The sequence below is a fragment of the Neobacillus drentensis genome, assembly GCF_036962765.1.
GTDB classification, from domain to species: domain Bacteria; phylum Bacillota; class Bacilli; order Bacillales; family Cytobacillaceae; genus Neobacillus; species Neobacillus drentensis_C.
Genome location: NZ_JBALOS010000002.1, coordinates 19,357 through 46,167, shown reverse-complemented (window position 1 = coordinate 46,167; position 26,811 = coordinate 19,357). Strand labels below are relative to the sequence as shown.

Below are 26,811 nucleotides of genomic sequence, written 5' to 3'. Positions count from 1 at the left end.
CCTCCTCCTTGTTGCGGCGGTTGGTGTCCTCCTCCGTACGATGGTGACTGCCGCACGTTGTTATCATAAGGAAAATTAGGCATACTACCATGACCCTGAGGGTAATTGAAATTATCCAAGGTTTTATATCCCCTTCTATTTATATTCCCTCTAATGTATGCGCCACGCCTAATTTGGTGAAAAAGCTATTAATATATTAATGATATTCGAAAGTTTAGTTATTCAACTTTACTTGCAGCCAGCTCCCTGATTTCATCCGCTATTTTGTTTTGGATTCGTTCGACAACCGAAAAGTCCATCGCAGCAATATAGATTTCCTCTAACTCATCATGGAGTGCCTTTGCCTTGGCCAAATAGGAAGTAGCCTCAATCATTTTATTTTTATAATTCGTCGCGATTTTGGTAAGGATTTCTTCAAAAATTTCATCAGTCCCAGGAGCGATGAGTAATTCATACATATCAATGATTTCATCCCCATCCCTGCTTGGGAAATACTCATGTGGTGCGGTACTATCAAAGATGGCAATGCCGAGCTCTCTAAAAATAACCATATCGAGACTGTGCGGGTCAAAGCCACAATGGTACACCTCTACATCCACCCCTCGGGCTTCAGCGGCCGCCGCCAATTTTTTCAGCATCGTTGACTTTCCAGAGCCTGGGCGCCCTTTAATGAAGTAACGCTTCGGAATCTCTTCTGTTAAATTCGGGACAAAATCTACTGCTCCTTTAGGCGTTGCAGCCCCTAAAAAGCGATGGCGGATATCAGATTTTTTACTGAGTTTCATTTTCCCAAAGAAGGTATCTACTAATTTGTTCGTTAATTGATCGGCTTTCTTAAAATCCATACTGTTAATATAGATCTTTTCCCAATCATCATGGATGTCCAGTGCTTCTTTATACGTATCATAGGCCTTATGAAAGGACTGGCTGATTTGATTGGTTAACTTTAGAATTGTATTTTTATGAATGGTTAAAGCACGGGCATTCCAGGCTTCACCCAGGTTAATATACTCGTCAACCGCACCTGGTGCTTTTGGTTCAATCACATGCGGGGCGGTACCATCGACAATTCCCACTTTTAATTCGGGGATCAACACGCCATCGATCGAATTGTTATCTGAGGAACAATGTAAGAATTCAATATCATAACCCTTTTCAAGCCACTCATTGCCGATTTTTTTCATTAGAGAGGATTTACCTGTCCCCGGTCCGCCTTTTAAAATAAATAACCGGTCGAGACCTTGAAGATTGGAATCATATAAATTATGAAAACCTCTAGCTGTATTACCACCAGCAAAGTAGTTTTTAATTTTTCCTGCCACCCATCAACACTCCCCTTTATCTATCAGCGCTAGCGTCTAGTGGACTTTACCTAACAGGCGCTTCCGCTTTTTCGTGACAATTGCAAAGTAATATTAATTTCACCCTATCTTATGCGATTGTCACCCATAGGTGAGTGCCTAGGAAAAAAATCTTACTTAATGAGCGGGACAATGTCAGCTTTTGTGACCTCTGTCAACTGAACAGGGTCTAACACCATTTGGACGCCAATTTTCCCGCCGCTGACAATGATCGTCTCCAGCTGTTTCGCATGTTCATCAATAAACGTCTTATATTCCTTTTTCATGCCAATCGGCGAACAGCCGCCGCGGATATATCCAGTCCATTTCTGAATATCTTTTACCGGAAGCATTTCAATGTTCTTTTCACCAGCTGCTTTCGCTGCCCTTTTCAAATCCAATTCATCCGCAACAGGAATGACAAAGACATAGACATTCTTGCTCGCGCCCTGTGCAACCAGTGTTTTATAAACTTCCTTAGGGTCCTTGCCTATTTTCTCGGCAACAGAAACACCGTCGATTTTCCCATCTTTATTATCGTAGGTTAGCATGTCATAGCGAACCTGTTTCGCATCCAGAATTCGCATTGCATTGGTTTTACTTTGTGCCACGTAACGTTCCCTCCCTGACTTCATGACTTTTATCTAGTATCAGCATACTAAATGAGCGGAAATTACACAAAATCACCGATAATCTGTCACCCGTTTGTCACTCTATTAAACCATTATTATAGTACACTAAATTTAATCATATTTAATTACTGATATTTCCAAAAAAGATAATATCTTCATTATCACTATTTAAAAATAGTTATGTGAAGTATTTCACATTTTATATCCAAACTAATCTACTTGAGGTGGAATCAATGAAATATGATTTAGTCCTTTTACACGCACCAAGTGTTTATGACTTTCGCAAAAACTCTCTGCTGGCCGGCCCCATCAGTGATGTAGTTCCGTCATCACCAGTATTTGAGATGTACCCGATTGGAATAACCAGTATCGCAGAGTATCTGGAAAGGTACGGTTTGCGCGTTAAAATCATCAATATTGCCAATCGGATGCTGATGAGCGAAAAATTTGATGCCGAAGCAAAACTAAGGAACATCCAAACCAAGGCGTTCGGAATTGACTTACACTGGCTGCCGCATGCACATGGCAGTATCGAGTTAGCGAAAGTCGTTAAAAAACTTCATCCTCATACCCCAGTCATCTTTGGCGGACTGTCATCAACCTATTATCATAAAGAACTGATTGAATATCCCTGTATTGATTTTGTGATGCGCGGTGATTCCACTGAAAAATTGACGCTATTGTTGATGAATAAAATTGAACAAGGAAATACCCACTATGCTGACATCCCCAATTTAACGTGGAAGAAGGGAGGCGACATCGGCTGCAATCCGCTTACCTATGTTCCAAAGGATTTGGATGATTTAGATGTCCCAGGATATCGCTATGCGATACGGTCCGTATTCAAATATCGGAATTTCCTTGACCCGCTTCCATACAGCGGGTGGCTTCAATATCCTAATACCGCCTTACTGACAGCACGGGGCTGCTCACAAAACTGCCTCATCTGCGGCGGTTCGAAGTTTGCATATGATCAAAACTGTAACCGCAGCTCCCTTGCTTTACGGTCGCCAGAAAAGCTCGTCGAGGATATTAAATTTATCTCGCGCTTTAGCCGGGCACCGATTTTCATCCTTCATGACCTGCGTCAGGGCGGACTTGACTATGTAACAGAATTTTTTAGCCGGCTGAAGGAACTGAATCTCAAAAATGAAGTGGTATTTGAATTATTCCAATATGCAGACGAAGCGTTCTTTAAACAGATCAATGCTAGTGTTCCAAAATATAGTATTGAAATTACGCTTGAAACCCATGATGAAAAAATCAGACGGTATAACGGGAAATTTAGTTGTACTAACACAAAGGTAATCGATACGCTAAACTTTGCATTAAAGCATGGCTGTAAAAAAATTGATTTATTCTTCATGGTGGGAATTCCGGGTCAGACGTATGAGAGTGCCATAGCAAACATTGATTTCTGCGAACAGATCCATCAGGCCTGTCAGCAAGACAAACGGATTTTCTACTTTGTTGCACCGCTTGCACCGTTCCTTGATCCTGCGAGTCCAGCCTTTGAACAACCCGAGCTGCACGGTTATAAAAAGTTATGCCATACCCTTGAGGACCACCGCACGGCGATCACTCAGCCTTCTTGGAAGCATATGCTTAGCTATGAAACAAACGATATGACGCGTGATGATATTGTAAATTCAACCTATGAATCTGCTAAACTCTTAAATGAATTTAAATTAAAATATGGGCTGATTAATGAAGAAGGCTATAAGGAAATTAATGGAAAGATTGAAAAATCGATTGATTATATTGATAAAATTGATTATGTTCTCTCATTGCCAAAAGAGCAGCAGGGAGCAGAATTAGCGAAGATTCGCGAGGAAATTGAGATGTTAAATAAATATAGTATTTGTGGAAAAAACGAGTTAAAGTGGGAGGTTCAAAAGAATTATGCCAACTTTTTCTCCCTTACACTGGTCGGACTCGAACAGCTGATTGAGGATTATGCGCACAAAATTAGACATCTATTACAGCCGCAGCGCCGTCAGCAATTCCGGCTTGATCCTGAAAAGAGGAAAATCGAGATATAATAGGAAAGGAGTTGAGGGGCACCCTCAACTCCTTTCGATGCGAACTAGTGCCCGCCAAGATATGCATTTCTGATTTGGTCGCTTGAGTTAAGCTCGGCTGCTGTACCAGAGGCGACAATTTTTCCTGTCTCTATAACATAGGCACGGTCGGCAATGGAGAGCGCCATATTAGCGTTTTGCTCAACTAATAGAATCGTTGTGCCAGTTTTATTGATTTCCTCAATTATTTTGAAAATGGTTTTTACTAACAGGGGAGCAAGACCCATAGATGGCTCATCTAACAGTAATAGACGCGGCCTAGCCATTAATGCTCGTCCCATCGCAACCATTTGCTGCTCTCCACCTGAAAGTGTCCCGGATTGCTGTTTACGGCGTTCCAGTAAGCGTGGGAAAAGCTGATAAACCTTTTCAAAATCTTCTTGAATTCCTTTTTTATCTTTCCTTAAGTAGGCACCTAATTCAAGATTTTCTTCCACGGACATGTTGGAGAACACGCGGCGACCTTCTGGTACCTGTGAAATTCCCCGTTTCACAATTAATTGCGGGACTTTCCCAGCTACATGTTCGCCTTCAAACAAAACTTCACCATTTTTCGGTTTTAGCAGTCCGGAAATGGTTTGTAAAAGCGTACTTTTCCCTGCACCATTGGCACCAATCAGTGTTACAATTTCTCCTTGATTGATTTCGAGGGAAACCCCCTTCAATGCATGGATATTACCATAATAAACATTTATATCATTCACTTTTAGCATTAGGAGACCTCCTCTCCAAGATAGGCTTCGATGACTTTTGGATTATTTCTGATTTGTTCTGGTGTCCCATCCGCAATTAATTGGCCATGGTCAAGCACATAGATGCGCTCACACACACCCATAACAAGACCCATGTCATGTTCAATTAAGAGGATTGTTAATGAAAATTTCTCGCGGATTAACGCAATTAAATTCATCAGTTCTTCTGTTTCCTGAGGATTCATTCCGGCAGCCGGTTCATCGAGCAGCAATAATTTTGGACCGGCAGCCAATGCCCGGGCAATTTCAAGGCGACGCTGCTGCCCATACGGCAAGTTTTTAGCCTTTTCATGCATCACATTTTCCAACTTGAAGATTTTCAAGAAGTCAATTGCCTTTTCTTCCATTTCCTTTTCACCAGAGAAGTGGGTTGGAAAGCGGAGGATCGAACTTAACATCGAATGCTTAGCCAGCGAATGATAAGCTACCTTTACATTATCAAGAACGGACAGTTCACTAAACAAACGAATGTTTTGGAAGGTCCGGCTGATTCCTTTTTTGGTGATTTTATAAGGTGCTAAGCCATTAAGTTTTTCACCTGTTAACGAGATGGTTCCCTCTGTCGGAACATAGACGCCTGTCAGCAGGTTGAAAAATGTAGTTTTACCTGCACCATTGGGGCCAATTAAACCGACAAGTTCACCCTGTTTTAATTCCAGGTTTACATCTGAAACAGCCTTTAAACCGCCAAAACGGATTCCGGCATTTTCTACTTTAAGCAACTGTCTTTTTGTTGTCATGCTGTACTCCTCCTTTAGCCGCTTTCCCAACTTTAAAGAATGAGGTAATTTCTTTTGTGCCGAGCAGGCCTTGCGGACGGAAAAGCATCATCACGATAAGGACAAGGCTGTAAATAACCATTCGAACCTCTGGATAGCTAGATAGGTAGGTTGAAATGATTGTTAACAGAATCGCAGCAATCACTGCCCCTGACATACTTCCTAACCCGCCTAGAACAACAAAGATTAAAATATCAAATGATTTCAAAAAGCCAAAGTTTGTTGGTTGGATAATGTAAAAGTTATGCGCATATAATGCACCGGCAATTCCGGCAAAAAAAGCACCGATCGCAAAGGCTGTTACCTTATAGTAGGTTGTATTGATCCCCATTGCATCGGCAGCAATTTCATTTTCTCTAATCGAAATACAAGCTCGACCATGAGTCGAATTCGTAAAGTTTGCAATGACTATTATCGTTAAAATGACACAACCGATCAGCCATGGCCACGTGGTAAAGTGGGAGACGGTCATTCCGCTTGCTCCGCCGACATAATCAATATTTAAGAAGACAATTCTCACAATCTCCCCGAATCCTAGCGTAGCAATCGCGAGATAATCACCTTTTAGGCGAAGGGAGGGAATCCCAATAATTAGCCCAGCTACTGCTGCGGCTAATCCGCCAACAAGTAGGGCAACTGGAAAGGGCAAACTAAGTTTCATGGTCATAATTGCTGAGGCATAAGCGCCAACAGCCAGAAATCCAGCATGTCCAATCGAAAACTGGCCCGTGATTCCAATTATTAAGTGAAGACTTACAGCTAGAATAATATTAATTCCGATAAAAAATAGCGTATTAACATAAAACTGATTTAGTGAACCACCAGTAATTAAAAATTGCATGACGACCGAAAATATAACGGCTAAAACGATCGAGGTCCAGAAAAATTTTGCTTGTTTTAAAATAGTCATTGCTAAAAGACCTCCTTACACCTTTTCCCTGATATTTTTACCAAATAAACCAGCTGGACGGAAGATTAAAATTAAGATAAGAACCACGAATGCTACACCGTCTCGCCATAGAGAGTACCCTGCAGCACTAACGAGTGACTCAATGACACCCAACACCAAACCACCAGTCATCGCGCCAGGAATAATTCCAATTCCGCCTAAAACAGCTGCAACGAATGCTTTAAGCCCGGGAATAATTCCCATCAATGGCTCAATTTTTGTATAGTAGACACCAAAGATCACGCCTGCTGCTCCAGCAAGGGCAGAGCCAATTGCAAACGTTGCTGAAATGGTGTTATTTACATTGATTCCCATTAATCTTGCGGCATCCATGTCATGTGATACGGCCCGCATCGCTTTACCAATTTTTGTTTTATGAACGATAAATTGCAGTAAGATCATTAAAATTACAGAGGTTCCTAAAATAAGGATGGACTGACCACTAATTTTCACCCCAAAAATTTCTAGCGTTTTTAGTGGAACGATCCCGTCTGGATAAGCTTCCGGCTGGGCGCCACGAATATAAATGGTTCCATACTCGATAAACAAGGAAACCCCAATCGCTGTAATAAGGGCTGCAATTCTGGTTGCATTTCTCAGAGGTTTATAGGCAATCCTCTCAATTAATACACCAAAGATGGCACACGCAACCATCGAAATAAGTAAGGCTGGGAAAAATCCTATATCTAGAATAGTAATCGAATAAAAACCGATAAATGCACCAACCATGAAGACATCCCCATGGGCAAAGTTAATGAGTTTTACAATACCGTATACCATTGTGTAGCCTAGGGCGATTAATGCGTAAATACTGCCCAAGGAAATTCCATTGACAAGCTGCTGTACTAATTCCATACGTCTTACACTCCTTTGGACCGACTTCAACGTTCCTTTTGAAATATGAATAAACAATGTTGGCATGTTGGGAAACGTGCTTTTCTCGAATAAACTGGGAATAGGGAGACATCAGCTCCCTATCCCTTGGCAAACTATCAAATTTGTCTAGCAGATCTTCTGCTTTTTATGCGGGCGGTTCCTAGATGATTAAGGTTTTCTATTGTCTTAGCTGCAGCGACAAGGCGCTTCCGCTTTTCTAACGGGCTAGCTACAGCGCCTAGGGGCTCGGGGTCATAAGCCAATCCGTCAAGAAGGCTAAAAATCAGCCTTCTCGCCGGCTCGTCTTATGCCAGTCGCCCCTGGACAAGGCGCTTCCGCTTTTAATGTTACGGATTAATCTTTGTCTTAAATTGTTGTTCACCGTTTTTGTACTCAAGGATAACAGCGGCTTTGATTGGATCATGATTTTTATCAAGTTTCACTTTTCCAGAAACAAGTTCTAATCCATCTGTTTCTGCAAGTGCCTTTTGAATTTTCTTAGGATCGCTGCTTCCTGCACGCTTAATCGCATCTGCAAGGAAGTACACTGTGTCATAACCTAGAGCTGTAAAGGCATCCGGAGATTTACCATCGTATTTTGCTTTGAAGGCTGCAACAAAGTCTTGAACCTTCTTATCACTATCACCTGATGAATAGTGGTTTGTAATAAATGTGTTATTAAGTGTCGCAGCTCCTGCGATTTCTACTAGTTTAGGAGAGTCCCAACCGTCACCACCCATGATTGGTACATTTAAGCCAAGCTCACGAGCTTGTTTGATAATTAAACCTACTTCTTCATAGAAACCTGGAACGAAAATATATTCTGGGTTTGCTGCTTTAATATTGGTTAAAGTTGCACGGAAATCTGTATCTTTTGCCACATATGCTTCTTCTTTAACAATTTTTCCGCCATTTGCCTCAAAATTCTTTTTAAAAGAAGCCGCAAGACCTTTAGAGTAGTCACTTGAGCTATCGATCAGAACAGCTGCACTCTTAACTTTTAAGTCATTGGTAGCGAAGTTAGCTGCAACTGTACCTTGGAATGGGTCAATAAAACATGTACGGAAGACAAAGTCATTTAACTTTCCATCTTTATTTGTTATCGTAGCGTTTGTTGCAGTTGGTGTAATTAATGGAATTTTATTATCTTGAGCAATCTGTACTTGTGCCAGTGTATTTGTACTTGTGGCAGAACCGATCATTGCAACAACCTTATCTTGTGTAGCAAGTTTAAGTGCGCCGTTTGTGGCCTCTGCTGCATCAGATTTATTGTCTACTGTGACTAGTTTTAATTTTTTACCATCAATACCTTCTTTGTTGATTTCCTCAATCGCTAACTCAATACCTTCTTTTGCTGATTGACCATAAGAAGCTACACCGCCAGATAGTTCGAGGTTTGCACCAATTTTTATCGTGCCGTCTTTTTCCCCATCACCACTAGCACTAGAATTACATCCTGCCAACACCCCTGCTGCTACCATAAAAGACATAAAAACTCCAGCTAATCTTTTCTTCCTCATGTTAAACCCCCTATTTTTTTAAAAAATTTCCCAACTTTCTTTGTCTAACTGTTTAAAAAAAGATAATATTCTGAAAACATCATACAAAATAATTGGGGGTTCGTCTAGTACTATTGTATATTATTTTAAAATAATTTGCAATATATTAAAAATACAGTTTAATTGCCTTGAAGTCTTTATTCAACTAAAGTCCAAAAGGATTTACGTTTATTTCATAACAATAGTTGGTTTTTAAATATTTTGGTTAAATATGTTTCCCAGTTTACAAAAGAAAAAAGAGACTCCAAATTAAGGAATCTCTTTATTAAATTTATTATACTAATTCTTTTCGTTTCGTTTCTTTTCCTAAGAATAAGACGGTAAAAGCGCCGACGAGCACAGCTATACAGAAAATAGTAAATATAGTTGAGATGGATACGTTCTTTGTAACAAGCGATCCTACCAATAATGGTCCAAGGACACCGCCGATGCGTCCAAATGAAGCGGCCATCCCGGTACCTGTTCCACGGATAATCGTTGGGTACTGTTCTGGTGAGTATGCATAGAGGCCGCCCCAAGCTCCGAGATTAAAGAATGATAATAGAATTCCTGCAGTCAGCAATTGAGCAGTGGAATCTGCGGTTCCAAAGAAATAGGCACTGACAGCTGTTCCCAGTAAATAAACGACGAGGACAAATTTCCGCCCGAACTTTTCGATGAACCAAGCAGCCGTGAAATAGCCTGGTAATTGTGCCACGGTCATAATTAACACATATTCAAAGCTTTTGACTAAGCTGAAGCCTTTCATGCCCATTACGCTTGGCAGCCAAAGGAACATGCCATAATAGGAGAAAACGACGCAAAACCAGACAATCCAGAGCATGGCGGTTTGTCGGCGGTACTCCTTCGACCATAATCGGGCAAAACTTTGAAAAGCAGAGATTCTTTCTGTCTTTTTTAATGCAGTAAAGCGTGGCGAGTCAGGTAAACCAATTCGTAAATATAATGCATACAGTGCAGGGATGGCACTAATGATCAAGGCTATCTGCCAGCCGTATTTTGGGATGACAAAGTAGGAAATAAGGGCGGATACCAACCATCCGCCTGCCCAAAAGCTTTCGAGCAGTACAACCACCCGGCCACGTTTTTCAGCTGGGACACTTTCTGATACAAGGGTTGAGGCGACAGGAAGTTCACCGCCCAGCCCCGCACCGATGAAGAATCTGAACACTAAAAAGGCTCCTAGTGTGGTGGTAAGCGCGGATAGACCGCTGCCGATCGAAAATAATAATAAGGTAATGATAAATACATTTTTACGGCCAATTTTGTCGGCCATTAAACCAAAAGTAAGTGCCCCGACGGCCATCCCAATCGAATTGATACTCCCAATCCAGCCCATCTGACCAGGAGTCAGATCCCATTCTACTTTTAAGGCTGCAATGATGAATGAAAGCATGCCGACATCCATGGCATCGAACATCCAGCCCATCCCGGCTATGCCCAGCAACCTCCGGCCTGAAATTTCCCTTTTGTTATTCATGTGGATCCCCCTAAGCTTGTAACTATTTTTTTATATTATTCCCTAAATTTCACTCGTTTAGGTACACGAATAATTCTATTAACCATTAGTATTCTATCAGGTGTCTTTACACTTGTCATTATTAAATGCCATTTTTTGATAGAGAGGGATAGGATTTAGGAGGGAGAGAGGGTTACATTTACCCTAAACCTCAGAAACCCGTCCCCTCGGTCAATGAAACAGCGTTACATTTACCTTGAGCCTCCAAAAAACTACCCTTCGGTTTATGAACGTCCTCCTCCATTAACCACAGGGCATAAAAAAAGAGACTGAATCTCCAGTCCCCATACACTATCAATCCAAAGCCGTTTCGACGTTTTTGAATTGATTAAAAAACATATTATAATATTTGCCTTTCTGGGCCATTAATGTCTCGTGGTTTCCACTCTCGATGATTTCGCCATGGTCGATGACCATGATGGTATCGGCGTCGCGAATCGTGTTGAGGCGGTGGGCGATGATAAAGCTGGTCCGGTCCTCCATTAAGGTTAGCAAGGCTTCTTGAATATGAAGCTCGGTTCGGGTGTCGATGCTGCTTGTGGCTTCATCTAAGATAAGCAAAGCAGGTTTCGCTAGGATGACCCTTGCTATCGCTAAGAGCTGCCGTTGTCCTTGACTTAGGTTGCCGCCATTTTCTGTTAAGACCGTTTCATATTGGTTGGGCAGCCGTTTGATAAACGTGTCGGCATTGGCCATTTTGGCCGCACGTTCGACCTCATCATCGGTTGCAGCGGCATTCCCATACTTGATGTTTTCCTTGATCGTCCCTGAGAATAAATACGTATCCTGGAGGACAAATCCGAAGCATCTTCGTAGACTGTCCCGTGTGTATTCACGGATATCATGGCCATCGAGGAGAATACTGCCGCTCGTCACGTCATAAAATCGCGTCAGCAGGTTAACAATTGTTGTTTTTCCTGCGCCGGTTGGTCCGACAAGGGCGGTACTGCTGCCAATCTTGGCTTCGAAACTGACATTTTTTAGAATTGGAACATCTGGGCGATACCCAAAACTAACCTTTTCAAAAACGACATGGCCTTTGGGATTTTCCAAGGAAATAGCGTTCTGTGAGTCGACTGGCTCCTCTTGTTCATCGATGATCTCAAAGACGCGCTCCGCCCCGGCCACGCCTGACTGAAGGATGTTGAAAATATTGGCTAAATCGTTAAGTGGCCGAACAAATTGCCTTGAGTAGGTAATGAAGCTGGCAATCGCTCCAACCGTGATGATACTTTTCACCGCAAGAATCCCGCCAACCACGGCGACAACCGCAAAGCCCAGATTATTGATCACGTTCATGATTGGCATCAAAAACCCCGACCAAATTTGTGCCTTTAAGCCGACCTCGCGCAGGTTCGTATTGACCGCCTCAAACTCTTCAATGACCTTTTCCTCATGATTAAATGCTTTTACAATCTCAATTCCAGAAATCGTTTCCTCGATATGTCCATTCAATTTTCCCAACTGAACTTGTTGGTTTTTAAAAAAGACACTCGTCCGCTTCGCAATGGTCCTAGTTAATAAAAAGACCAGTGGTACCGTTATTAAACTTGCCAGTGTTAATAAAGGGCTTAATACTAACATCAAAATTAACGACCCGATAATAATGACCACCCCGGACATTAATTGCGTCGTCGATTGTGAAATGGTATTACTAACGTTATCGACATCGTTTGAAAGCCTGCTCATTAATTCACCGTGTGAGCGTGAATCAAAAAACGACACCGGCAGCTTTTGTAATTTTTTAAACAGGGAATCGCGTAGGCTTTTGACAATTCGCTGCGATACGCCTGCCATCAGCCAGCCTTGCATAAAGGTAAGCAGGCTGTCCATCACATAGGCAGCCATCAAAATAACAATCATCACCTCAAGAAAGCCAAAATCGACTTTGCCGCTATTGTCTCGCATCGCATCAATCGCTTTTCCAATCAGGAAGGGGGCGAGGAGCATCAATGCTGCGTCGACGACAATAAAGATAAATATAATCGCAAGCATTTTTCGTTCTTTGCCGAAGTATTCCCACAGTCTTTGTAGTGTACCTTTAAAGTTCTTAGGCTTCACAACAGGCCCGCGGCGCTGGGCAGCACCAAAGCCTCCAGGTCGCATTGGCGGCGGGGTAGGGGGCGTGCTTTGTGTCTGTACGTTTTCCTTTGACATTAATGCTGGACCTCCTTGCCGATTTGAGATTGGTAGATTTCCTGGTAGACACGACAATCCTTCATTAGTTCCTGATGGGTTCCCATCCCAACAAGTTCACCGTGGTCAAGGACGACGATTTTATCGGCATCGATAATCGAGGTGACGCGCTGGGCGATTAATAAACAGGTAAGTCCCTTTGCATATTTCTTCAGGCCCTCCTTGATTTTTGCCTCCGTTGCGACGTCGACCGCACTAGTACTATCATCTAATATTAGAATTTCTGGTTGTTTCACTAATGCCCGGGCAATGGCAAGCCTCTGCTTTTGCCCCCCAGAAAAATTAACTCCGCCCTGACCGATTCGCGTGTGGTAGCCTTCCGGTGACCGCTCGATAAATTCATGCGCACCCGCAATGGTCGCAGCAGTCACTACTTCCGCATCGGTTGCCTCTTCCTTTCCCCAGCGGATATTTTCGGAGACACTACCCGTGAACAAAATATTCTTCTGAGGAACCATCGCAATTTTTTCACGCAGGATCTTTGGATCAACCAACTTACTATCCACACCGTCGACCTTAATCGTACCGCTCACGGTATCATAGAAGCGGGGAATCAGTCCGACAAGCGTGCTCTTTCCTGACCCAGTAGAACCAATGATCCCAACCGTTTCTCCAGGCAAGATTGTGAGATTAATATTTTTTAAAATCGGTTCGCCCGCTGCTTGTTCATAGGAAAACGAGACATTTTCAAAATCGATTCGGCCCTGTTCCTTGAAGGATTCGTTCCGTCCTTGTGGCCATGTAAGGGTATCCTCTTGTAAAAATACTTCATCGATCCTTCCCGCTGAGGCCTTTGCTCTGACAAACATATTAAAGACCATCGAGATCATCATCAGTGAAAATAAGATTTGCGTCATATAGTTGATAAAGGCAATGATATGGCCAACCTGGATGCCGCCGCTATGCACACCTTTCCCGCCAATCCAAAGGACGGCGACAATCCCAAGATTCACCGTCAACATAATCGCAGGGCTAAAGGTGGCCATGAGGCGGGTCGCTCCGATGGATTGCTGCTTATAATCGTCGTTCACCGCTGCAAACTTGCCCACTTCCACATCAAAACGATTAAACGCCTTAACCACCCTGACTCCGGATAAGTACTCACGCATCACACTGTTCACACGATCCAAAGCTTTTTGGACACGAGAAAAGCGGGGAAAGCCTAAGCGCAAATTAATGATAATTAACAGTGCCACAATCGGGACCACCACCGCTAATACAACCGACAGCTGCAGGTTTAACCGCGTCGCCATGATTAACCCGCCAATTGCGAGTAACGGGGCTTTGACGAAAATCCTCATTAACCCATTTACAAACACCTGAACTTGGGTAACATCATTCGTCAGTCTCGTCACTAACGAGGCGCGGTCGAATTTATCGATGTTTTTAAACGAGAGCGTTTGGATTTTTTTAAACAAGTCAGACCTTAACTCCGTCCCAAAGTTTTGCGACACAATACTCGCAACCACACTTCTAGTGGACGCCGCGACTGCTCCACAGGCGGTAATCAGCAGCATCAGCCCGCCCATCTTCAACACATAATGGATATCCTTATTGGCCACACCTTCATCAATAATCTTCGCCATAATGGTGGGTTGCAGCAAATCACTTAGGGCCTCAAAGGTTAGAAAAAGAACCGCGATGCTAAAAGATTTCCAATATTTCTTTATGTATTTTGATAAAAATTTCATCCACTCACCCCAGCCTGTCGGAAATCCTTGTTTAGGAATATTATAATTTTTTTCAAATGATTAACCAAATATTTGACTTGCATTTTGCTTGGTTTGGCCATAAAAAAAGCGGCCCATTGATAAATGGACCACTTTCATCATGAACCTATTTTTGCACTGGGCTGAACTCATGGACCCAGACCCGCATTTGCGGCAGCCAAGGCATCCCAGGATGATAGCTTAGAATCGACTGTTTATACTCCTCTACAGTAGCAAAGCCCTCGCGGCGCGCATCATCATCTGTTAATTCACCTAAGGACTGGGAATATACACGATCCACGACAAAGTCTTGGCCTTCCAGTGTCATGATTTCACCAGGGTCAGCATAACGGCCATTACGGCGTGTCGCCGTTTTTTCACCCGCAAGAACCTTCTTCACATCCGCTTCCATGGTTACTAAGCGTTCGATCGAACACGTTTTTGGCGGCAGGGTATTGTTTTCATTTATCATTGTCATCTATTTCTCCTCCAATTTCCAATTCATTTATCTATATTAACACTATCAATATGATTTAATCCATTTCAAATTAAATTAAACGACTTGGCCGCCCTTATCATGGTATTTTAGGATGCCTTCTGCGGCACGATAGGCTAAAGCCCCAACTGTATCGGTTGGATTATAACCAGAGTTGTGCGGAAATGCACTTGCCCCCACGACAAACAAGTTATCGTAATCCCACATTTGCATATAGTTATTGACTGCTGAGGTTGCAGCGTCCGACCCCATGATAACACCGCCTGTATTGTGAGTGGATTGGTAGGTAGTGATATCATACGGCCCTAATTCTTTCATCGTATCGATATGATCCGCACCCATTTCTTTTAAGACCGCTTCACATTTCGAAGCAAGGAACTTTGCCAGATTACGATCTTGCTCTTCAAAGTCAAACGTAATCCGGATTAATGGGTCTCCATAGGCATCTTTATAGGTCGGGTCGAGGTCTAGAAAGTGGTGTTGAAATGGCATTGAAGAACCTTGCGCCCCTACAGATAAAAAGCGATTCGCATATTTAACAGACTTTTCCTTGAATTCCTTGCCCCAGGTTGGTTTGCCTCCAGGAACAGGGTTATTCTGAATTGGCCGCAAGCCTGTTTGACTGAGCGAAACCATGCCGCCATGGATAAAATTCACCTTTGAGTGGTCAAAATTATCACCATTATAGTCATCCAAGACCATTCCAAGCGAACCAGCACCTGCAAAGGTATTAAATTCTTTATTTTCAAAAAAGCCCACCGCATTGCCCTTGATAACTTGATAGGCATAATTTTTCCCAACCACACCTCTACCAGTTTGCGGATCATAAGCTCTGCCGACGTCCGACATTAATAATAGCCGGATATTATTAAACACATAGCTCGTTAGGACGACAATATCGGCCGGTTGCTCAATTTCTTCACCGGTCGTCACATCGGTGTACAAAACGCCCGTTGCTTTATTGCCCTTTTTTATAATTCTTCTTACATTGGAATGGGTTCTAATTTCAAAATTGCCTGTTTTGTTGGCAACAGGAATAACGGTGACTACAGGGTCTGCCTTTGCTCCATATTCACACCCAAAGCGTTCGCAATATCCGCAATATTGACAGGCTGACCGCGAGATTCCATCCGGATTTGTGTAGGATTCTGAAAGGTTCGCAGATGGCATCATATACGGGTGCAATTTCAACTTTTTCGCCGCATCTTCAAACATCTTCAATGGCGGTGACTTTTTCATCGGCGGAGTAGGGTACTTGCTGGAGCGTTTCCCAGCTAGTGGATTCTCCTCTCCAGAAATGCCGGTCAGTTTTTCAAATTTATCATAATAAGGTTCCAGTTCATCATAGGTAATTCCCCAATCCTGGAGCGTCATTCCGGCCGGAATTTTATTTTTTCCATACCTTTCCACCGTTTTGCTATAGATTTCAAAATCGTAGGGTAAAAAACGGAAGGTCTGTCCATTCCAGTGAATACCCGAACCGCCTAAACCATCTCCGAGCAAAAACGAGCCATATTGCCGCATTGGCAAGGCACGGATTTTTTCATTTCCTCGGAAAGTAATCGTTTCTTTAGACAAATCTTGCATCATTCCATAACGTAATGCATAGCGAAGTTCATCATGGACCATAAAGTAATCTTCCGTTTTGCGTTCCTTGCCCCGTTCCAAACCAACCACTTTCAGTCCCTTTTTAACCAGTTCAGAGGCAATGATTCCACCTGCCCAACCCACACCAACAATCACTACATCCACTTTCGGTAATTTTCTTGCCATCGTTTCCACCTGCTTCTTCGTAGTTAGAAATGAATCTTGCTTTTAGCTTTTCTTAGTGTCTAGTTCCAGCGCCCCAGCGGCTAGTGTCCTTCGCACTTTTCTTAGTGATTCAAATGATTTTTTAAACTTTGTGGATTTATTTTCTTAAAGTCTTTATCAATAATATCTGTGTAAGCCATTTGACTGCCTGGATAATTCCGCATTTTCCAGCCGTCCATATTTTTGTTTCCTCCATATAATGGATCACTGTAAGCTCCTTCTAACGTAGCGCTTCTCAACAAAAGGAAAAATCCACTCGGAGAAATGGTCGTTAAATTCACCTTATCTTGTTCAAAATCACTCAGAATGGCATCCTGTTCTTCTTCTTTTAATTCTGTGAATTTTTTCTTATAGACGGTCATACTGTGATTTTGAAGTTCCCTTAGACCAATATCAAAAATATCTCTCCGCCTTAACCGACCTTGATAGCCCTGAACCTTTTCTCCTTTGTAAAAGGGTGCCTGCATGTATTCCCGCGCATTAAAGCCCCAATCTCCAGCTAACTGATGGTCAATATAAAATGCTACGCCAAGCGCTTTTGCACCCGGTCCTGACTCATCCTCTGGGAAAATTCGTTCTGTTGCTGCATCGGTCAGCTGAAATTGTTCAGGTGTAAAATACATCAACGCCTGATTGAAATTTTCTGCCTTTGTCGGTGTTACTTTTTCTTCTTTATCACGATTTCGAGGGATGAGACTGCCTAAGACACCACCAACAGCGAGCCCGCCAACAGTGAAACCCGTATTACGTAAAAACTTTCTTCTTGATAAGGATTCAGGATTCTCTTTGTTCTCTTCAGCCATTTTCGAACCTCCATGATTTTTCGACATTATTCTCCAATAGTTATTTTTCTAGTTTTAATATGTTCCCAATATAATCCATTCATACTTAGAAATAGCAAAGGAGAAAATAATTTTAAAAAATAAGGAGGCATTTCTATGTTGAAACGAAAATGGAAAATCTGGGGTATACCATTCTTTGGTGCTGTATTGATGTTAAGCGCCTGTGCCGGTCAAAACGGAATGAAAGAGAGGGAAGTGGGGGCTGCAGAAAATACCAACTTTCATGATCAATCGATTAACAACAAAGGGAATGGACATGTCCATAACAAGGATAGTGTCAATGTCATTCCAAGTGTGGACAGAGCAAAGAAAAAGACGACCAACCGAAATGGACAAACAACCGAAGGGGTAGGTACGAATGTTTATAGTCTGATTGGCAGTTCCAGCCTTCATGACGGCGGCATTTCCTCTCATTTGGAATCACGTTTATCAGGAGAAGGGATCCCAGGAATAAAGGTATTTGTGCTTGATGACACCGTCATTTTAGCACGCGCCAAACAGGAAACTACCTCAACTCGTTACGATGAGCTTCAAAATAAGGTGTTGAAAAGCACTTCAGGTCTTTCAGGAAAGGGAAATCTTGACGGAGTGGACGCCCAAAAGGTGAATACGGACGATAATTTGGACCGGGCGAAAGAACTGATGGATAAAGCTTTTAACGGCCATGTTCAAATTTTGACAATTACAAATCCAAAGGCATTGCCGCTTATTGATGGCATAAAAGCCAATATCAAGTTGGCAAATCCATCTTACGGCAAGCTTTCAAGCGATATTATTACCTTAGTGAAAATGGCAAATGAAAAGTAAAAATAAAGAACGCTCGGATTCATAAAAATCCGAGCGTTCCTTTTTGTTCGTATTACTTGCTTAATCCCTTCGATACAACACTTGAATAGGAACTATAAACCTTTGAACCGCTTACTGTACGGTAAGCTCTTACCTTATAGTAGTACGTTTTGCCCTTGGTTAATTTCGTATTTGTATAGTTTCCAGAAGTAGTTGTAGTTACCTTCGTGTAGCTTCCAGATTTTGAAGTGGCACGATACACTTCATAGCCGCTTGCTCCACTTACTTTACTCCATGAAACTTTAATAGAGGTGCTGCTTGCCTTATCAGCCTTCACACTTGTAGGTGTTTTAAGGCCTGGCTTCGCACTAACAATACTTGAATTAGGGCTTACAAGTTTTTTACCTTCTACTGTTGTATAAGCTACCACTTTATAATAGTAAGTTTTACCAGTAGTCAGGCCGCTATTTGCATAGCTTGCTGTGCTTCCGCTAACAGTGGCTACTTTGCTGTAAGCACCTGATTTAGAAGTTGCACGGTATACTTCATAACCGCTTGCACCTGTTACTTTTGCCCAGCTAACTGTTAATTTATTGTAGTCAGAAGAAGCAACTTTAACAGATGTCGGTGTAGAAGGGTTTTTAACAAAACGCGCATACACATTTGTGTCTGCTACAATTGGTGCATTAAAGTCAAATTTTGTTTTGAAGCTGGCATCTTTATACCATCCGAAGAAAGTATAACCTGATTTTGTTAGAGCTGCTGGAGCTGCCACCTTGGAATCCTCGACAACATCTGTTTGTTTCACAATTGTGCTGCCGTTGAAGAACTTCACTTTGTATTTGGATTCACCGCGGAAGATATTCACTTCTTTGGTGGTCTTGTTGCCTGCGATATCGACAAGCTCAAGTGTAAAGGTATTGTTACCAGGCTCAAGATCAAGTTTAGTAGAGACTTCTTTGCTAAAGCTTATCATCTCAAAATGATCGGTATTGGTATCTTTAAAGAATTCTTCACTGCCATCAACAAAGTAACGAATCTTGTCAAAGTTATCAGAAATGGTTGCTTTAAGATCAACCGAGCTTACATCTGATTTCACTTTGGATGGAACGTCAACAGTGATTTGTGGAGCCGTTGTATCCACAATTAGATCACGTACTAGATAAGAAATCACATTACCGGCAACATCTGAACCGGAAATCCGAATTTCGTGGACGCCATCTCCTGGTACTGTTACTTTTGTGCTGAATTCATAACGTGCTTTTTCAGCATTAAATGTTAATGTGACAGGGTTTCCGTCCACTGTTAATTCACGGATTTTTGACTCATCTGTTAAATAGCCTTCAACAGGCAGCTCGTGAGAATGGTAGATTTTTGTTGCTCCGATTGAAGTAACATGAATAAATGGAATCGTCTTGTCATTAGCACCTTCTAATACTACCTTACTAGAGTTACCAGCAAAGTCATGTGCAACGACTTCTACTGTCGAATCTACTGCTGGCGCTTCCTTGAAGGTATATTCTGTTTTGTCGCCTGCTAATGGTTTATCTTTTTCACCGTATACAGATTTACCATTCACAGAAATATCATAATAAGCAACGCCTGAACCCGTTCCATCCGTTGATACAAGAGTTAATTTATCGCCGCTTACGCTTGCTGTAACTGCAGGTGCAGCTGTATCAACAAGAACAGGGAATGTTACTTTTTGTGCATCTTTACCAGCATAATCAATCGTTGCATCTACTTCATAGAAATATTGACCATCTGCTACGACCTTGTTCTTTACTTTTCCGTCCCAGGCATTGGCAGGATTTAAGTAATATTGAGCACCTCTGCCGCCATCGTTGAAGTTTTTAGAAACAAGTGTATCAGATTTAATTTTACGAAGGACATTTCCATCTTTATCAACAATCTTGTACTCTACTGTTTTAGCATTGCGCAAGAAGGAAAGAATTGGAATTGCGTTATCGCTTTGACCATCACCATTTGGCGAAATCGCAATATGAGCAGCCTGAGCTGTTTCGTCCGCTGGATTTACACCTAAGTAGTCAAAGTTCTGGTTACCCTCTTCGTCAGTACCGGCAGCTGTAAGCATTCCTGTCCATCCATAGAAGGAATCAGCAAAGTTGTCATCATAAATCATTGAGTCTAAAATTGGTGACTTATTCCAATCACCATTGAAGCCTACATATGGTACTGAAACCGTTGGATTCACATCCTTAACATCTGTTAACGTAACGTACCCTTCAACGAAGTAACCATTTTTAAATAGGACATCCAATGGAACGTTATAAGCCCAATCAACGGTATCTGTTAAGTCAACGGTAACATCTAATGTCACGCTGTCTTTAGCAGGAATGGTCAGCTCATCTTGGCTGAATGAAATTGGGAATTCACCCTTCCATGGAGCCGCAGCTGCTACTGTACCGTCTTTATAGATACCTTGAGACTCAAGTTGATCTATTAGGAAGCCATTATCATCTTCAAGGACCAAATCAGTAAGCACACTTCCGTCCACTTTATAAGTTACTGCTTGATCAGAGAAGTTTTGTGCTTTTAGGGTAAATGTTGCTTTATTACCTTTGATTTCTTTTAAAGCCACTTTTGCTTCGTTTGTTGCAGCGTTTGTAACCACGATTGGTGTACTTAATGCTGCATGTAACTGCATGACACCAGCACCTTGGCGACGCGGTGAGTATGGATTATGAGTATAGGCGGCATTATATGTGCCCTTATCATCAATTACTTTACTTGTATTCATTAAAATATTTTTCGCCATACCGACTTTTGCGGCACCTGTAAGATCAGCAAAATCTTCTTTCACACGTTCAAGAACAAGTGCAGATCCACCCGATACGTGCGGTGCTGCCATCGATGTACCACTCATGACACCATATGAATTGTTATTTAATGTGGAATAAATATTTCCACCTGGTGCAGTGATTTCTGGTTTGAAATCTAAATTAGATGTAACACCCCAAGAAGTGAACGTAGACATTTGTCCTGCGGATGGATTTGGTGTTGTTTTCTTATCGCCTTGGAATTCAATCGAAACTTTTTTACCCGCATCTAATGCTGCTTTCATTGCGTCACCATCAGACTTCAAGGCAAATAACTGTGGAATCTTAATTTCTGGCGATGTAGCCATGCTAAGTAATCCACTAGTGTTGTTATACACGATAATACCTGCAGCGCCTGCAGCTTGTGCATTCATCGTTTTGTCAACAAATGTAAGGGTTCCACGTTTTACTAACGCGTATTTCCCTGTGAAATCTTTTCCTTCAAAATCAGAAGGCTGTCCGATTCCAGCATCAAGAATATCAAATTTCTTTTGTTCTAATTTATTTGGGTCTACACTGCTTGAAGAAAGATATGGAGCCTTCCCAACTTCCGCACCATCAAATGAATAAGTAGCAGCATATAAATCAAGATAATTATTTTCAAGAGAAGCAACCTGTAATGAACTGTTTGAACTACCAGGCGTACCTACTACACCGTAATCAGGGTTTTCTGCATACGGATTCGCATAGCCATCCCCAAGTTGGTTGGAGTTACCAGCTGAGATTGACATTAACACACCATTATCAACAGCTCTTTGAACGGCTTCTTGCTCTGGAGCGTCAGGCAGAACAAAGCCAGCCGTTGAACCTAAGCTCATGTTAATGACATCTGCGCCTAATTTAATCGCATCGTCAATTGCTTTGATTTCGATGTCGCCCCATGTAGAAGGCATTTCTGGGTCATTACCAAATATTTTCAGAGCAAGTAATTGGGCTTCTGGTGCAACCCCTTTAATACCGCCATTGTTTTCGTCCCCGTTTGCTGCAACCGTACCAGCAACGTGCATTCCGTGCATGGAAGCGTCAGGACCTAGATCAAGAATTTGTGCATTTTCATCATAATAGTTATAACCGTAAGGAACCTTCTCAGTGTAGAACTTACCAGGCAGTCCTTTTTCGGCTACCGCTGTGTCCACATCCGCTTTTGTAAGTGCAGCTTTGGTACCATCTGTTAAAATAAAGTCTTTGTGGCTTGGATCAATGCCGGTATCGATAATACCAACAACCATTCCTTCACCTTTTTTACCAAAAGCTTCCCATGCTTTTTGAGCCTCAATGATGTCCTTACTATATTTCATGTTTGGCTCAATTTCAGGACGTTGATATTCCGTTGCAATCGAAACTTTTGCTACCCCATCAACTGTTTTAATGGCAGCAATTTGTCCATATTCAACAATACCGCTGAATCCATTAACAGTAGTGGTAAAGTTTTGTTTGAATTGCATTTTAATGGCTTTTTTAGCAAACTGGCTTTTTACAGTCTGCTGTGCATCTAATAATTTATTTTGTAGTTGTGCTTTTACTGATTTTGATAGTTCACTATATTTTTTCCCTTGCTTTGTTGCATATGTAATCGCAGGGTCACCATCAACTTCAACAATTACACGAACTTTATCTGATTTTTTATAATTTTTCTCTGTCTCTTTTACTTTTACTGATTTTGGAAGTTTTTTTGAGGTACTAGCTTTCGCTGTTGCTGTTGTCTTATTAGCTTTGCTAGTCTTTGGCAGTGAAGGAGCTGCTGCCGATGCAAAGCTAGAAAAGACCATTAAAAAGACCAAAAGTAACGGTAATATTCTTCTGATTTTCAACCACTTTTCCCCCTTTTTTTATTTCTAGCATTTTATCACTCTACTAAAATAAAGTGCTAAACAAAACAATAATCCCCCCTATTTGTCCTATTCTCGTGCACAATTAAGTTTATTCAGAATTAATTGAATAGTCAATAAACAAAAACACCGAAATATCGGCCTTTTTCGCAGTTTGTCGAATCCTAATTTTAGAAAACAGACAAAAAAATACCCCTGAAAGTTATTCAGGGGTACCTTCATGATTATTTATTTCTTCACAACTTTTACTGTAGCAGCGGAGCTAGTGTTACCTGCTTTGTCTTTTGCAGTTACTGTTAAAACAGTGCCTGTTTTAAGAGCATTTTTCAGCTTAACACTGTATTCGCCTTTAGAATTCGCTACAGCCGTTCCGACTGTTTTTGAACCAACTTTCACTGTTACAGTTGCACCTGCTTCTACTTTTCCAGTAACTTTCAAATCATTGCTGTCAACTTTCTTAACAGATGGTTTGCCAGGCTTTGTTTTGTCTTTTACTGTTGTAGTTGCTGATTTGCTAACATTTCCAGCTTTGTCAGTTGCCGTTACGCTCACAACTGTTTTTGCACTAAGTGCTTTCTTTAATGTAACGCTGAATTTACCATATTTATCAGCATAAGCAGTGCCTACAGTAGTAGAGCCAACTTTCACTGTTACTTTTGATCCAACTTCAGCTTTACCCGTTACTTTTTTATCATAATCTTTTACTTCATAAACCGTTGGAGTGGCAGGTGCTAAATTATCCAATGCGAAGGATTTTGAAGTCCATTTTAAAGCATTGCCAACTGCATCTACACCACGGACATGTAAGTACCATAGACCATTTTTACCTGAAAGTTTTAATGTGCTGCCATTTGTGAACTTGCTCCAGCCAGTAGCAGGGGCAGTTGCACTTTGTGACCATACATATTCTAATGAGCTAGCTTCAGCATCCTTCACAGTTACCTTAGCAGCAACTGCTTTAGCAGGTGTTGTGCTGCCATTAGGAGCAACAGAAGCTGTTGGTGCATCATTGTCCACTCCAAATGAAGTTTGACCAGAAACAGCATTGCCATCTTCATCCGTAGCCGTTACTTTCACAACATAATTACCAGTTGCACTGGTTGGTAATGTTAATGTACGCTCGAACGATTTGTCAGTACCAGTTAATGTTTCAGACTCAGTTAATACAACTTTTCCATTCTTATCAACTAGTTCATATTTAAGAGCTACGCTCTCACCAGAACCGTCATGATGAACCTTACCTGAAACAGTTAATTCTTTATGTCCAGCTTGGTTTGAATAAGAAGCTTTGCTTAATGGATTTACATCTACGGAGTGAACGCTTCCTGTGTGAATTTCAATTGCTCCAACTGACATATCATCAGCTTGACCCACTACGTGAATCTTTAAGCCATATTTCGGTACATTGCGTCCTGAATAGATTTGACCAGGATTGCTATAATCTCTTGAATCGTCAAATGCAGTTACTGCTGGTTGTGCACCTAAAGACATAAATCCGTAACCGTAATCTAAGAACAACTTATCTGTTTTGTTTAAAGAGAAAGCCGCATCTTGAATTTGGTATCTTGTCGCAACTGGACCAGTAACATCTCTACCATCATTAAAGTTACTGTCTTTCCAGATTGCAGTCTCTTGGTGGGCATCAACAACCCCTAAGAATCCATCGCCCGGATGATCGCCTACCCAGTTATCAGTATATTTATTATCAACATACCAAAGAACAAGACCTGGATCATAAGTTAATTGAGATTTTCCGCGAGTAGTAGTTGCAAGTCCTTTATCAGACCCAGCATGAGAGCGCCACTCAGCTAAATAGTATTGAGTTGATAATTTAATACCATTATTTTTCTCAAAACCATCGAATACAAATGGTGAAGTTTCACCCTCAGCATCGTCTGTTAAAACATCAGCGCCATCGGCAGTTACCTTAACATCGTCAACATAGAGACCAGGAAGAGAAACCCCAGCATCTGATACATAATGGAATTTTAGAGACACTTTTTTACCTGCAAATGCAGAAAGGTCAAATGTAGCATCTTTCCAGCCATTAGAGTCGCCTGTAATTCCATTGCCTGCATTAGCTTGATATGGATTATCATTTGTTGTGATATTCCCTGGAATAGAAACGTATTTTTCTGCGCCTTCTTCTTTTACTTCAACATAAGCATAGTCATAAGCATCTTCAATCTTATACCAAGTCTTAAATGTTAATTCTGCAGCTGTTTTACCTGTTAAATCAACATCAACACTCATAGAATTGTTTAATTCATCGGCACTGCCGCTAAAGTATTCATACTGACCGCTAGCAGGTGTGTTAATGGTTGTTGATTTTTGTGGCAAGTTAATCTTCACCGCATCAGCGTTTGTACCTTTCTCACTTGCTTGGTCCAATTTAACCGTTTCTCCACTTGCTAGGTCTTCAAGATTATATTCAACATTTTTGAACCAGTTTGATCCAGGCATTGTGGATTGCAAATATTCTTTATCGTATGGGCTAAACCCAGTTGGTTCTGTTCCGTTGATTTTACCAGCCCAGCTGCCAGCTGACATGATTGTCCAATATTCAGTTGGAGCACCAACAGAGTTATGTGTGTACATTGTATCGTATTCATCAGGCAGACCTAAGTCATGACCAAATTCGTGCGCAAATACACCTGCTGCACCATCCTCAGGTTCAATTGTATATCCATATGCAATCATCTGACCGCCCCATCTGTTTGGAACAGCTGATGTTGAGTTAGGAATCCCTTGTAAGTCAGTGAGTGCGGAGCTGTGAGACCAAATAGCATCGCCGCCAAGTTGTCCGCCGCCAGCTTCTTCACCAATACCAGAGTGTACAACCATTAAGTGGTCAATAATTCCATCCGGCTCAAAGTAGTTGCCATCGCCATCTAAGTCGAATTCATCTTGAATATCATAATCTTGTAGATTAATATCTGGATCTTGCGCCGCTTGAGCTAAAGCTTCTTTAACTAATGATCGTGGATGCGCATCATTTCCATCTGGTGCTGGGACGTTACCGCCATAATATGCTGCAGGCTGGCTGGCTGTATACCATTTAGAAACTTGTCCATCGATAGTATAACTGCCGCCTGACTGCTCTTCATAATATTGTTTCACAGATACTAGGTTCTCACCCTTTGGACCTTCATATCCATCATCACCAAAAATCATATCTTTGTAATGCTGTTGAGTATAATCTTCATATTGAAGAACGGCTCCGTCACCATCTTTAATCGTACTATGAGGTGCATCTGGATAATCAACTAATAAAACAAGTACCTTATCTTTTCTTTCTGGACCAGCCCATGTTTCCTTTTGAATAGGATCTACCTTAGAGGAAGTAACAGACTTAGATACATTTGTTTTTGAAGCTTTGTTCGCTTTTGGAACTCCAGCATCTTTTATTTTTAATTTTGCCTTTTCTTGCAATTGAGTACGAATTTGCTTTACTTCTTGTTGGTTTGTCCCGGCAACGTTGGCTTTAGCCGCACGTTTTGCAAAGTAAGTATTCATTTGTTGTTGCTGCTCTTGAGGAGAGGCATCCTTTTTAACAATACCTTGATCTATTAATAGTTTAAGAACTTTGTCTTCATTTACGAGACCAATATCAAAAGGACCACCTGTATGTTTCCCAAGGAAAGGCAGTGTTGATCCCTCTGGAGTTTGTACAGCATTTGAGTATGGAATTTTTGAACCATTAGTAGTCTTCGCAAATGCAGCTGGTGCAAAGGAACTAACTACAAGTCCAGTCGATAATAGTGATGTCCCAAGGACATTCTTCCAATTTACCATTGTTTTTTCCCCCTAATTT

Annotated in this window: 17 protein-coding genes; 2 read left to right on the top strand and 15 right to left on the bottom strand. The window is 41.6% G+C overall.

Going from position 1 to position 26,811, the window contains the following annotated elements; all coding sequences use genetic code 11:
• Positions 1–218 precede the first annotated feature (218 nt).
• Positions 219–1,322, bottom strand: coding sequence for a PRK06851 family protein (locus V7137_RS00555; RefSeq protein ID WP_335455602.1), 1,104 nt, complete (start codon positions 1,320–1,322; stop codon positions 219–221).
• Positions 1,323–1,474: 152 nt separating this feature from the next.
• The gene (gene ybaK, locus V7137_RS00550; RefSeq protein ID WP_335455599.1) at positions 1,475–1,951 is read right to left on the bottom strand and encodes a Cys-tRNA(Pro) deacylase; all 477 of its coding nucleotides are present in this window, start codon (positions 1,949–1,951) and stop codon (positions 1,475–1,477) included.
• Positions 1,952–2,205: 254 nt separating this feature from the next.
• Here ybaK and V7137_RS00545 point away from each other — a divergent pair, with 254 nt between their 5' ends.
• A complete protein-coding gene (locus V7137_RS00545; RefSeq protein ID WP_335455596.1) occupies positions 2,206–4,014 on the top strand; it encodes a TIGR04190 family B12-binding domain/radical SAM domain protein in 1,809 nt (602 codons plus the stop codon).
• A 44-nt stretch (positions 4,015–4,058) separates the two neighbouring features.
• Here V7137_RS00545 and V7137_RS00540 read toward each other — a convergent pair whose 3' ends face one another.
• From V7137_RS00540 to V7137_RS00490, 11 genes are all read right to left on the bottom strand, one after another.
• Positions 4,059–4,766, bottom strand: coding sequence for an ABC transporter ATP-binding protein (locus V7137_RS00540; protein WP_218346952.1), 708 nt, complete (start codon positions 4,764–4,766; stop codon positions 4,059–4,061).
• The gene (locus V7137_RS00535) at positions 4,766–5,545 is read right to left on the bottom strand and encodes an ABC transporter ATP-binding protein (protein ID WP_335455593.1); all 780 of its coding nucleotides are present in this window, start codon (positions 5,543–5,545) and stop codon (positions 4,766–4,768) included. Before V7137_RS00535 ends, V7137_RS00540 begins: the two co-directional genes overlap by 1 nt.
• Complete coding sequence (locus V7137_RS00530; protein ID WP_335455590.1) at positions 5,520–6,494, bottom strand: branched-chain amino acid ABC transporter permease; 975 nt, start codon at positions 6,492–6,494, stop codon at positions 5,520–5,522. Before V7137_RS00530 ends, V7137_RS00535 begins: the two co-directional genes overlap by 26 nt.
• Positions 6,495–6,509: 15 nt before the next feature.
• Positions 6,510–7,388: a branched-chain amino acid ABC transporter permease gene (locus V7137_RS00525; protein WP_335455588.1), complete on the bottom strand. Its 879-nt coding sequence runs from the start codon at positions 7,386–7,388 to the stop codon at positions 6,510–6,512.
• Between the two features lie 368 nt (positions 7,389–7,756).
• Complete coding sequence (locus tag V7137_RS00520; protein WP_218346948.1) at positions 7,757–8,929, bottom strand: ABC transporter substrate-binding protein; 1,173 nt, start codon at positions 8,927–8,929, stop codon at positions 7,757–7,759.
• Positions 8,930–9,242: 313 nt separating this feature from the next.
• Positions 9,243–10,448 carry an MFS transporter gene (locus V7137_RS00515; protein ID WP_335455585.1) on the bottom strand — a complete coding sequence of 402 codons (1,206 nt, stop codon included), beginning with the start codon at positions 10,446–10,448 and terminating at the stop codon, positions 9,243–9,245.
• A 333-nt stretch (positions 10,449–10,781) separates the two neighbouring features.
• Positions 10,782–12,644 carry an ABC transporter ATP-binding protein gene (locus tag V7137_RS00510; protein WP_335696393.1) on the bottom strand — a complete coding sequence of 621 codons (1,863 nt, stop codon included), beginning with the start codon at positions 12,642–12,644 and terminating at the stop codon, positions 10,782–10,784.
• Positions 12,644–14,374 carry an ABC transporter ATP-binding protein gene (locus V7137_RS00505; protein ID WP_335455582.1) on the bottom strand — a complete coding sequence of 577 codons (1,731 nt, stop codon included), beginning with the start codon at positions 14,372–14,374 and terminating at the stop codon, positions 12,644–12,646. The genes V7137_RS00510 and V7137_RS00505 overlap by 1 nt, the downstream gene beginning before the upstream one ends.
• A 145-nt stretch (positions 14,375–14,519) precedes the next feature.
• A complete protein-coding gene (locus V7137_RS00500) occupies positions 14,520–14,870 on the bottom strand; it encodes an ASCH domain-containing protein (RefSeq protein ID WP_335455579.1) in 351 nt (116 codons plus the stop codon).
• Positions 14,871–14,945: 75 nt separating this feature from the next.
• Entirely contained in the window at positions 14,946–16,661 is a 1,716-nt protein-coding gene (locus V7137_RS00495) for a GMC family oxidoreductase (protein WP_335455576.1), read from the bottom strand.
• Between the two features lie 101 nt (positions 16,662–16,762).
• Positions 16,763–17,503: a gluconate 2-dehydrogenase subunit 3 family protein gene (locus V7137_RS00490; RefSeq protein ID WP_335455574.1), complete on the bottom strand. Its 741-nt coding sequence runs from the start codon at positions 17,501–17,503 to the stop codon at positions 16,763–16,765.
• Positions 17,504–17,638: 135 nt separating this feature from the next.
• Between V7137_RS00490 and V7137_RS00485 the strand changes: the two genes are divergently transcribed.
• Positions 17,639–18,349, top strand: a complete 711-nt coding sequence (locus tag V7137_RS00485) for a hypothetical protein (protein ID WP_335455572.1) — start codon at positions 17,639–17,641, stop codon at positions 18,347–18,349.
• 52 nt (positions 18,350–18,401) lie between these two features.
• Here V7137_RS00485 and V7137_RS00480 read toward each other — a convergent pair whose 3' ends face one another.
• Positions 18,402–22,979, bottom strand: a complete 4,578-nt coding sequence (locus tag V7137_RS00480) for a S8 family serine peptidase (RefSeq protein WP_335455569.1) — start codon at positions 22,977–22,979, stop codon at positions 18,402–18,404.
• 246 nt (positions 22,980–23,225) lie between these two features.
• Positions 23,226–26,792 (bottom strand): immune inhibitor A domain-containing protein, encoded by a 3,567-nt coding sequence (locus V7137_RS00475; protein ID WP_335455566.1) that lies wholly within the window; start codon positions 26,790–26,792, stop codon positions 23,226–23,228.
• Positions 26,793–26,811: the final 19 nt, after the last annotated feature.